Source organism: Pseudobacteriovorax antillogorgiicola (genome assembly GCF_900177345.1).
Lineage (GTDB): Bacteria > Bdellovibrionota_B > Oligoflexia > Oligoflexales > Oligoflexaceae > Pseudobacteriovorax > Pseudobacteriovorax antillogorgiicola.
The window spans coordinates 1-9,895 of the sequence record NZ_FWZT01000052.1 but is presented as its reverse complement, the minus strand read 5'-3'; the positions used below and the strand labels follow the sequence as shown (position 1 = coordinate 9,895).

The 9,895-nt window shown below is 41.8% G+C and carries 11 protein-coding genes and 1 pseudogene; 3 read left to right on the top strand and 9 right to left on the bottom strand.

Annotated elements, in window-relative coordinates:
• Nucleotides 1–965 (top strand): transposase (locus B9N89_RS30895; protein WP_143478319.1); only part of this gene is annotated, 965 nt, incomplete at its 5' end.
• A gap of 256 nt (nucleotides 966–1,221) precedes the next feature.
• Here B9N89_RS30895 and B9N89_RS32555 read toward each other — a convergent pair.
• From B9N89_RS32555 to B9N89_RS30870, 5 genes and pseudogenes are all read right to left on the bottom strand, one after another.
• A pseudogene (locus B9N89_RS32555) lies at nucleotides 1,222–1,974 on the bottom strand (lactate/malate family dehydrogenase); the annotation flags it as partial.
• A 127-nt stretch (nucleotides 1,975–2,101) separates the two neighbouring features.
• Nucleotides 2,102–2,941, bottom strand: coding sequence for a hypothetical protein (locus tag B9N89_RS30885; protein WP_132326434.1), 840 nt, complete (start codon nucleotides 2,939–2,941; stop codon nucleotides 2,102–2,104).
• Between the two features lie 435 nt (nucleotides 2,942–3,376).
• On the bottom strand, nucleotides 3,377–3,745 hold the full coding sequence (locus B9N89_RS30880; protein ID WP_132326436.1) for a hypothetical protein: 369 nt from the start codon (nucleotides 3,743–3,745) through the stop codon (nucleotides 3,377–3,379).
• Nucleotides 3,746–3,814: 69 nt separating this feature from the next.
• Nucleotides 3,815–4,315 (bottom strand): hypothetical protein, encoded by a 501-nt coding sequence (locus B9N89_RS30875; protein WP_132326438.1) that lies wholly within the window; start codon nucleotides 4,313–4,315, stop codon nucleotides 3,815–3,817.
• Between the two features lie 188 nt (nucleotides 4,316–4,503).
• Nucleotides 4,504–5,001 (bottom strand): jacalin family lectin, encoded by a 498-nt coding sequence (locus B9N89_RS30870; protein WP_132326440.1) that lies wholly within the window; start codon nucleotides 4,999–5,001, stop codon nucleotides 4,504–4,506.
• Nucleotides 5,002–5,366: 365 nt separating this feature from the next.
• Between B9N89_RS30870 and B9N89_RS30865 the strand changes: the two genes are divergently transcribed.
• Nucleotides 5,367–5,693, top strand: a complete 327-nt coding sequence (locus B9N89_RS30865) for a hypothetical protein (RefSeq protein ID WP_132326442.1) — start codon at nucleotides 5,367–5,369, stop codon at nucleotides 5,691–5,693.
• The gene (locus B9N89_RS30860; protein ID WP_132326444.1) at nucleotides 5,659–6,279 is read left to right on the top strand and encodes a hypothetical protein; all 621 of its coding nucleotides are present in this window, start codon (nucleotides 5,659–5,661) and stop codon (nucleotides 6,277–6,279) included. The genes B9N89_RS30865 and B9N89_RS30860 overlap by 35 nt, the downstream gene beginning before the upstream one ends.
• A 439-nt stretch (nucleotides 6,280–6,718) precedes the next feature.
• Here the strand turns inward: B9N89_RS30860 and B9N89_RS30855 are convergent, their stop codons facing one another.
• The 4 genes from B9N89_RS30855 to B9N89_RS30840 form a co-directional block, all read right to left on the bottom strand.
• Nucleotides 6,719–6,991, bottom strand: coding sequence for a hypothetical protein (locus B9N89_RS30855; RefSeq protein ID WP_132326446.1), 273 nt, complete (start codon nucleotides 6,989–6,991; stop codon nucleotides 6,719–6,721).
• Nucleotides 6,988–7,461, bottom strand: a complete 474-nt coding sequence (locus B9N89_RS30850) for a hypothetical protein (protein WP_132326448.1) — start codon at nucleotides 7,459–7,461, stop codon at nucleotides 6,988–6,990. Before B9N89_RS30850 ends, B9N89_RS30855 begins: the two co-directional genes overlap by 4 nt.
• A gap of 1 nt (nucleotide 7,462) precedes the next feature.
• Nucleotides 7,463–7,852 carry a hypothetical protein gene (locus tag B9N89_RS30845; protein WP_132326450.1) on the bottom strand — a complete coding sequence of 130 codons (390 nt, stop codon included), beginning with the start codon at nucleotides 7,850–7,852 and terminating at the stop codon, nucleotides 7,463–7,465.
• Nucleotides 7,853–8,628: 776 nt separating this feature from the next.
• Nucleotides 8,629–9,453: a GIN domain-containing protein gene (locus tag B9N89_RS30840; RefSeq protein WP_132326452.1), complete on the bottom strand. Its 825-nt coding sequence runs from the start codon at nucleotides 9,451–9,453 to the stop codon at nucleotides 8,629–8,631.
• Between the last annotated feature and the right edge of the window lie 442 nt (nucleotides 9,454–9,895).

The window sequence follows — 9,895 nt, the reverse complement described above, 5'->3', positions numbered from 1 at the left end:
AGCCACAAGTGATTACAGGTGGTTACAACGATAATGTCACAGAAACCTATCTTAAATTCTTATTCAATGTGTGTCGAACGAGCCCGGACAGCACACATGGAAATAAATACTTTGAAGGTCATCAATTCACTAATTTTGTGTTGATTGTTAACGGCGATATCATTCCACTAGCGAGCGTACCGTTGTACAGTCATTACCATTGTAAGGAGCTTGGTATAAGATATCAGTCTGAGATAGAAATTGTTACTCAATGGATTGAAATGTTGCCAGAGAGTGAGCTATTGACCGCTGATATATTGTCTAAAATCTATGTTCTACTCGACTCTGGTTACGATGCCAAGTCGATTCAAAATGCCATTCAGGATGCTGGACTTAATTTCATTGCCTCTATCACATGTGGAAGAAATGTTAACGGATTACCGGTAAAGGATTACTTCAGACGTAATCGTCATATTCCATGGAGAACCATCCAGATGAAAACTGGCACTGGTATTGGAAATAGGGTACGGAAGTATCGCGCTCGAACAGCAAAAAATGTACACCTCAAGGGATCTGGGGAAGTGACCGTTTTCTGTTCGGAAAAAAGAAGCAGGACTGCTAGGAAGACAAGTCGGAAGTATATCGTGACCAGTGATCAACATCTAAGCACTAGAAAAGCCGTGATCAATTATGCAAAGCGGTGGAAAATTGAGGTTTGGCATAAGACAATGAAACAGTTTTATGGGTACGGTGACTGCCGCTGCAAGAACTTTCGGTCAGTGGAGGCGCATATCAACTTCAGTTTGTGTGCCTACTGTATCAACAGCCTATGCGACCCAAACCTACCAGTAGCGGGAACCACGCTCGACCAGTATCAAGCCTGCTTGGATTGGTCCAAGGCAGCTAAAGTTATCAACCTATTCGGTGGTAGAGAGAAAATCAAAGATCTTGCGGCAGCGGAGATTCAGAAAGTAATGAATGGTTAACATAGTTGCAGAGCGGGCTTGGTCAGATACGGCCCAATCCGCGCAAGCGGTCAGTACTTAGTTCTATTGCAGCTACGTATATCTGGGTATCCAAGTCAAAAATTCGAATCCATTGTGATCGATTCGATCGCGATATTCAATAGCAATGCCCTCCCAGAGGGAGAGCTATAGGTGGGGAACCTAACTGATTTGAGCCCTCAAAGATATAAATTGATCGGCACTATGTTGTAGCGCAGCAGACTCTTCGAGTGTCAGGTTATGAACTAATTCTTTCGATACCTTTTCTGCCGATTACAGCTGGAACACTTAGGACCACATCATCTAGACCATATTCACCTTCAAGCAAGCAACCAACTGGAAGAACAGAGTGCTCGTTGAGCTGAACAGTTCGAATCAAACGAAAAACACTTGCAGCAATCCCGTGGTTTGTGTTGCCTTTGCGCTTGAAGATCTCATAGCCTGCTTGAACAACGGCCTTGCGAACTTCTTCCTGATCAACTTGGGGCAAGCCATTCTCATTGCAATAGGTTCTGAGGGGAATCCCGCAAATATTGACTAGACTCCAGGGAATACTTGCCGTTTCTCCATGCTCTCCCAATACATAGCCACCGATATTTTTGGGATCAATAAGAATCTTTTCAGACAAGATTTTCATAAACCTTGCTGTGTCTAGTAAAGTTCCGGTACTAATCACACGATGTTTTGGGTAAGGGCTATTTTTTATCGCGAAATAACAGTTTAGATCTACTGGGTTGGTCACAAGTATGATCAAAGCTTCCGGGGAGTACCCATAGCATTCATTGACAATGTCACTCACTATTTTAGTATTCACTGCAGCTAAAGAATTTCGATCTTGACCAGCTTTTAGCTGGGCTCCAGCAGTAATCACAATTACATCGCTATTTTTGGTATCTGGGTAGTCACCGACCACCAAGTCGGTGTTACTGGTATGGGTAAATGATGTGGTATGAGCTAGGTCGAATACCTCACCTTCAGCCTTATCCTTGTTTTTATCGAGAAGAGAGGAAAAATACTTTTATTCACACTTTCAATTTTAAGTCTAGGCTCCTGCACGGATCAGCAGTTAACTGGTGGATCTATCGAAGAGCGGGTAATTGTTTGCTACAGCCTGCTATTTACTGTGGTGTAGCAACTATATTAGAAAGAGTAGGAATTGGAGACAAGCCAAACCCTGTCATAAACAGATCATCAGGATCAGGATCTATGCCGGCGGACACTCTTACCGTGTATTCTCCCATATCAAGGTCAGGTACCAAGAATTGTATGTCTAGAGGCGCTGGGGTCGTTGGTAAGAATTCAGTAAAAATAATAATCTCTTGCGCATTCAGCACCTCCACTCTAGAATCATCAGCTCTTCCGATGCCACATAGTCCACCAATATTTATTGCAAGGGACCCCTTTCTAGCAAGTTCAACTTTTTTATCGATGCTCAAACCTACCAGAACGGAATTTGTAAGTGTTTCCTGAGAACAGCCCTGTAGCTGAGTTGTTCCGTCCCCTAGGTGCAGTATTTGGTTCTCTATAAATGTACTATATCTAGCGAGGATATTCCCATTGAACTCTAAAGATAAATCAATTTTAATGGATGCGACCAGAGTTACAGGTAGTTTCCAACGCCATAGTTCGCCGTCTAGTCGAGTTGACTCAACTGCTACATTATCAATAAAAAATTGCTCTGAAATCGCTGCGTCTATCGGTATGTTCTTCTGATCTTTTGTATCGATACGGCAGTAGATATCATCAACTATTTGACAAAATAAAAAGCTTCCCGCAACCATCACCGGCTCAGAGACCAATACTTCAGTTGTCTCTGCCAATTCCTCTGTTGTTTCCAACTCTGCAGATGTAGAGTCTGCCTTGGTATTAGATGAGGTGTTTTTAACTTTCCGATCGTAAGACGCTTGAGAGCACCCTAACTGAAGCAGACAGGCTAAAACACATAACGCGATCTTCATAAATTGCTCCTTGGAATAAAGACCTTATCGGCTCGCTCTGTCCGAAGGTGATTAAAAGATTCGATAACGCTTGCATTGCCGTCACAAGCCATAAATAAAACGCAATGAAGCATCGCTATAAGAATAGTTTTAAGCATATATCCCAACCTTCATTTTTAGCGGAAAAACCCTAATAAGCTATCGACACCTAAAGCTGAGATATATAGGAAAGGCTTGTTAATATTGATATCATTCACCTTATCAAGACTCTTTACCCAAGTAATAAATCTCACACTCTGAGAAAGAAAAGGGAAACTACCCGCGATAACTATCTCATGCCCTATTAAAAGACCATGGATCTCGCTGTGGATCCTGTAACTTTCAAGATTTGGATAAGGTGAGCCTAGCTACTCGCAACAGGGAGGGATCACCCCTCCCATGTTTTAGGCATTCACCTTAACGACAGATATCGATTTTGCAGAACCAAGAATATGGATCAGCGAAGTTACGATAATCGACACCTACAACATTACGATATTGTAGTTTACAGGCTGCCACAATATCAACATTCCTTAAATTATTTTGACTAAGAGCACAGGCCCAAGAGTAAGCATCTGCGCCATTTAATTTTGCTCGCCAGCTTGAACCATACTGAAACTTACACCATGAATCAATGTTAACTCCCCTTTCGACGACGCAAGAATCTTCACCATGATGAGTACTATCGCTGTCCTCAAAATAGTCATATGAACCTTCAGCCAAGGCCGCTCCATTTGAAAGAAGCAGGGCAAGCATTGTAATAGAAGAAAATAAATTTGATTTCATAGTTCAACCTCTATAATTTGAAAGTTATTAAAGTCATATTAGGTGTGAAAATACACACCTTACTTGAACTCATTTGCAATAAAGTCTGATGTTAACAATTCCAGCATTCCCATGCTCAATCGTATCGATTCCAACTATACCTTCCGTACGACTGGGACATTCAACTTCGTAGAGAAAATCAGGTTCTCTGTAGGTGTTTTGCCATGATGTCCATTGAAAATTTCCGTACAAAAGCTTCGCATTCACAAAACCATTGTTTCCATGTTCCATTAACTCTAACCCAAAAACAGTATCTCTTACATTCATTGAATGAAAGTGACCTGAGGGGTATTGAGGATGAGTCCAATTACTAAAATTCGAATTGCTGCAAATTAGACGAATATTTACATATCCAGCCCCACCATGCTCAATCGCTTCAAATCCTTCCATATAGGATCCTACAGGACAAAATGCAGATTGGGTGGGCCCAGTGTATGAATTTGCCCATTGCGACCAGCGTCCAGCAAATCCGGAAGTTGAGAACATTGAAGTTCCAAGAGTCAGTAACAATGTGCCTTTTAGTAGATACATATTCGTTTCCTATCTATTAAATATTCTATCTTAAATTCTCTGATCCGACCTGATATGTGACAATTCTCAAACTTGGGAGACCCCCACTAAGGGTTTCGACACTTGCAGACGACTTTAAAACCATCTGCCAAATACTTTAATCGGCAATTCTGTCGGGTTGCTGACGAAAGTCACACTTATCAAAGAGGTTAACGATTACAGATGATACCTACTGCATCAATGTACTTCGCTGCTCTCCCGTACATACCGACTATGAAGCTTCCTCTGCGGCACTTTTGGATGAAGGAACTACCTCCTTCTCCGCCAACACGTATGGTAGTATAGGTTTGTGACAGATTTCCACGCACCCCACAAATCAGCCCAATTTGGTCTACATACTTAGCCGCTCTACCCACAATACCGACAGCAACGTCACCGCTATCGCATTGAAGGTAATTGAGCCACCCACCCTCTCCACCAGCTGAAAAAATAGTTCTTTGATTACCAGAAAGAGCTACAATACGATCAATATATTTGCCAGAATTGACCTCTAGAGCGGCGACTGGTGTTCGTTGATTGAATCCTTCGAATGGCTGTCCGCCTGAGCCACCGACTAGCGGAAATCGCTTTAGGGCTAGTGCCTGCGACGAAGCACAAGCTATCGATAATCCAAGTAAGACTTTTGCGAACTTTTTTTGTAAGGTCATTTGACACTCCATAAGTATTACATTGCACCTACATTCACTATACGATACGAGATAGTGGAAAATCCGCTGCAAATTTTATTGGAAAAAGTGAGAAAGTCATTTGAAATGGGAAAGTATAAGTATAGTGAAAAGACCGAAAGAAGAAGTGGCATTGAGTTTTCAGTCTTTACCCCCATTCTCAGTCTTTCATCGAAAAATATTTCTCAAATGGCAGGACATAGACAAACTCTTCGATGGAAAAATCCAATGCGAATGTTTTCGCATTCACTAAATCCTAAACGTAGGTAAACATAGAGTTCTAAGAGGAATACCCCTTGCAATTGAAGTATAGGCTCGTCTTATTGTTCTACCTGATGGAGTTTGAAATGAAGTTCCTCTTGTTACTAGCCTTGTCGTACCTATTGCCTAATTGCCAACAGAAAAGAAACAATTCCGGTCACGCTAATGAGAATGCATCAAGAAATGTGGATTCATTATCAGAGGTCAACCCTTCGAGATCAGATCGCGTCTCCAGCCACTACGAGCAACTATCTAACCAAGATCAGTTTATTTCCAAAGAACTTAACGAAAGAGTTGGCAAAGACATTTGGTTTGGGACTGTGACCCAGAAGATTTACGGAGTCGATCTTCGATGCGGGGGCAATTGCTTCAGTTTTTTTGACGTTAAACCCTATAGTATCATGGACTTTTAGAGGGGAAGACGCTAATGGGAATTGGATTCGCAAACTAGAGGCTAAATACGACGGTGAGCGTCTGATCAAGCAAAACATCTATTTAGTTGAGGCTGGTCCTTATCATATACCATACTTTACAACGGGTCCTTTAGAGAACATCGAGGAGGATGTTGTATCAAATCTTGAGTATATTGAAAAGCTGGTAGAGGCTCGGGAATTCTATTTTAGTAGCAAAGGCATGTTTAGCGGAAGTTATTATGATCTTACAAAGGATCTTAGGGCTGTTAACGTCCTGGTGAACAATAGATGGAGTTACACCTGGGTTTCGATTCATGAAACAGAAAATCCTGGGATGCATCTAGTTAGGATTGACAAAGCCTTGTTTGTTCCGCAGGACGAAGAAGGCGGCAATCTATACTTTAAAGAACAAACAGCCTTCATTAAAAAGGGGTCAAAACTTGATAGCTTGAGTGCCGTTGCACTAGAATCCAACTTTTCTACCCCTATCGCCGAAGACAGCTTCAAGACTGGGAGCGGTGTCGAGTTGGGGGTAAAAGGGTCAGACATTCGCCTGTATGGGGGGAGATCAGATAGTAGATTTTGAGGCACTCAAACTGTGATTCACCATTAGAAATTCCACTTTTGATCGAGAAGCTTGAGAAAAAATCTGTTTTCAATCGATCTGTGGTGAGGTCTCGATACGCTGCTAGTTTTGGTCCGAAACTAGCACTCAACTAGAAATATGAGCGCACAACGCCATACCCGATGATGTCAGGATAGCAGAAAAGTAGCTTGTTTTATAGGTTCAAGTGAATCCTTAGATCGCAATAGTTTCCTTGCCGAAGGCTGAGACCAGAGATGGGGGGGCATCCTTGAATCCTCGAAATCTTGTGTGATATTATGAAATATCTGCTTGAGGGTCTCCAGATCAACCGCAACTTCAGGCTCGTATGTAACCCTACCAAAAAAGGTTTTTCCAAGAGATAATGCTTCTGAAGCCTAGAGCGAAGTTGGCTTCTATCAAATTTTTCATGCCTGATCGTCTAGCGCTCTATGAGTGCATCCTCGTCGATTGTAACGATATCGTTATCCAGTAGCTTAACTCGACGCGCCTGTGGTGTACCCTTGACTTTCAAGTTCGAACTCTCACCTGGACGCACTGACAATCGCAACTTTGTTCTGAGATAGTCAGAGGATGACTCAGCTTTTAATATCGTCGCATATCTACTCAATCCTCCACCGGAAGACTCGCCTGCAATTAGCCATGGTGCTGCGACTAGAAGACTTACTATTGTTGATCTAACTAGCATTTTCAATTTATCTCCATCGTATTATCTATGTCGAAGGTGCCAACGGCTGAGACTTTCACAAAGCAGTCGCGCTTGATTTGGTTTTGATCTGCTTCAGCATGGGATTCGAGACTTCTAATGTAGTTCTGCGTAGCTTTCTTCATAGACTCTGCGGTTTCTTTGCTGTAGTAGCCTGTAAATCTGTGGTACCACGCGCCTCCACCTACTAGCTCACAGTCAAACGAGCTAACGTCGCAAAATATTCTTTGGAGGACTTCTTTTGCGTTTACATCTATTACTTCCTTCGCAGCCCTGAATATGTTTCCAGACTTGACCAATAAGCCATGCTGGACCATATTCTCAGCCTTCTTTAGGCCGTAAGCTTTTCCATAGTTATCAATGACCCATTCTTCACTGACACCAGCTCTATTGTGAGCGAAACTGGCTGATGCAGAGAGGAGGCTGCAAGAATAGAAATCCGCAGCGGTTTCAATCAAATTAGGCTCCCCAGTAGATTAGTGAGGCTTGTATAAAACAAAATATCCACTGCCCTAGGACGAAAATTTGTCGATTGTGGCTCTTGGAAAAAAGCAAAGTCAACAGCCATACACAGCCACAAGCGAGATGGTATAAACTTAATAAGTGTAATATCTCTGTTTTTGCTTGAATGATTTGCGTGCTCGCCAAAACAAATAAAAGTACAGATACAGCAAGGAGATCAAGACTTACCCAATGCCAGCCACAGCGAGTTTGTATCCACGTTTCCATCGGTTTTGCATCTTCTTCTGAGCCTGGCTTTAAGGCACGGTATTCCTTATCCCCAATAAAAGCATGGGCCAAAAAAGCTAATCCTGAAAGAAAACTGGCAAAAATAAGAACAAAATTCATCTGTTGGACTCCTTAAATTAACACTTAATTTTAAGATATCAAACCCTTCAAGGTTTTTTATGATTTATATACCATAACTCCATACTTTGTATGACCGGGCTTGATTGTTGTAAAAATCATAGTGAAACTCACGATGACTTGGCAGGTTATAATCTCCCATGTAGCCTGCCAGTCTTTTCCTTTTTAAGCTTGGCACTAAGAATTATTTAGTGGTGGCATGAATTATGTAAATAATAAAGAAATATAGAGATGTGAAGGTAAGTTTGGGCCTGATTTAAGCTGAGATGCTTCAACATCTGTGTCCCTAATACTCCCAACTCTCTAGCCCCATAATTATCTTGGACACTTTTTACTCGTAGAATTGAGTATTCCGGAGCATGCCGGTCATTGATTCCGGTTCATGCCGGTCACTGATTCTGATTCAAGTCGTTCACCGATTCCGATTCAATCAGTCCATCAATTCCGGACCATGCCGGTCACAACAAATAGTAGCGAGGTTGGTTGAGAGGCTTACTAAGGAAGGCATCGTAAGCTGAACTGGTCGATGCAAGAAGGAGGCTGCAAGAATCAATACTTGCAGCAGGATTTGTTTTGCGGGGCGCTGCGAAATTGTAAACTTGCAGCCATCTAGAACCTCTAGGAGATCGCAGAGTAATACTTGATCGATCGACTTTTGAAGTTTCGGATGGCTAGAAATCAATGAGCGGGTATTGGTTAAGCAGGTGTGCCTGAGACCATGAAAGTGAATCTCCCTCACACCAGCAAGACGGCATATTTTAGAGAGTTACACCAGTGCCGTTTTTTACCCTTACTGTTGAGAGGTTATCAATCTCTATCTTAGAGTTAGTGATAAGAAGCTGTTCCAGATTTCCCTCAGCCAACACAACGAACTCTCCATCTACATTGACAGCTCTTCCTGACATTTCCAAACTAGATCCATCTACATATAGATTTAGTTGATTGAAAACCCCTGAAATCCATGCTCGGGATCTTACCTCAAGCTTTATTGCCAATGTCGATACTTGTAGGTTTTTTCGAGTAACAAGTGACGAAGATCCTGTCAGGTTGATGTTCGCTAACATAGCTGGATTAACTAGGATATGAAGCTTTGCAAAACGGTAGCATCCATCTTGATTAAATTTGACACTTAAGTTCTCTTGATTTACAGCGGTTGTTACTGATTCATGCAGGTTAGAGTCGCCACGGACTATAACTTTCCCTGCTTGAACCGTTGGATCTATAGCAACTCTAAAGGCATGTTCTATACTAATAGAGTTGAAAGGTGTTACATCTCTTATCGTCTCAAGATCATCGTCATTGCCAAGAGTTTCGTTTACGAAGTCACAATTGATGTTGATCTCATTTGTCTCTCCACTAATAAGCGAGGGAGGTTTTGGCTCCCTTAATGGGGACTGATTGGAATCAGATAATCTATCTTTATCTTGATTTCCACCTAATTCATTCTCACTAGAGATCTCACGATTTTGTTTTTCAGTATCCATTTGCTTGTTATCAACTTGTCCTTGATTGCTCTCATTTGCGCAAGATATTGATATGAGGGTGATTAGCATCACATAAAAACCAATGACAGTGGTACGCATAGTAACTCCTTAGATCTATTTTCTATTGCTCTACCTTTTTGGTTATGCAAGTCTTCTACCTAAACCTATAGTTGAGAAATTAAGGACAAAAGAATAAGTATTTCCTACTTCTAAAAATATAAATCTACGTTTGATCGTGTGGAGGCTTTTTGGATAAATAAGTTCCAGTCAACCTGCAGAGATCAACAAGTACGGTATGTAGGAGGTGAATTGTTGGTCAAATGGTCGATTTACGCCATAGCTGGGGGTTCTACCTTTCACTAAAGTCAGAGAATAAGTGAAACCCATGCCGCACACCAATGAGCTGACATAAACTTGGTGTAACTTTACTTGGGTATTCTCTAGAAAACTAGGCTCTGTCTGACGAATCGATTCTCCTAAAGCTGATCTCGCAAAGCGCTAAGCAGATCATGGCTTCAAAGCTTGACTTGAGTTTGTCAAA

What these genes read in the sequence shown, in the direction of transcription:
- B9N89_RS30880 (WP_132326436.1), bottom strand. Translation starts at nt 3,745, where the DNA reads ATGAAATCAAATTTATTTTCTTCTATTACAATGCTTGCCCTGCTTCTT.
- B9N89_RS30885 (WP_132326434.1), bottom strand. Translation starts at nt 2,941, where the DNA reads ATGAAGATCGCGTTATGTGTTTTAGCCTGTCTGCTTCAGTTAGGGTGC.
- B9N89_RS30870 (WP_132326440.1), bottom strand. Translation starts at nt 5,001, where the DNA reads ATGACCTTACAAAAAAAGTTCGCAAAAGTCTTACTTGGATTATCGATA.
- B9N89_RS30875 (WP_132326438.1), bottom strand. Translation starts at nt 4,315, where the DNA reads ATGTATCTACTAAAAGGCACATTGTTACTGACTCTTGGAACTTCAATG.
- B9N89_RS30845 (WP_132326450.1), bottom strand. Translation starts at nt 7,852, where the DNA reads ATGAATTTTGTTCTTATTTTTGCCAGTTTTCTTTCAGGATTAGCTTTT.
- B9N89_RS30865 (WP_132326442.1), top strand. Translation starts at nt 5,367, where the DNA reads ATGAAGTTCCTCTTGTTACTAGCCTTGTCGTACCTATTGCCTAATTGC.
- B9N89_RS30840 (WP_132326452.1), bottom strand. Translation starts at nt 9,453, where the DNA reads ATGCGTACCACTGTCATTGGTTTTTATGTGATGCTAATCACCCTCATA.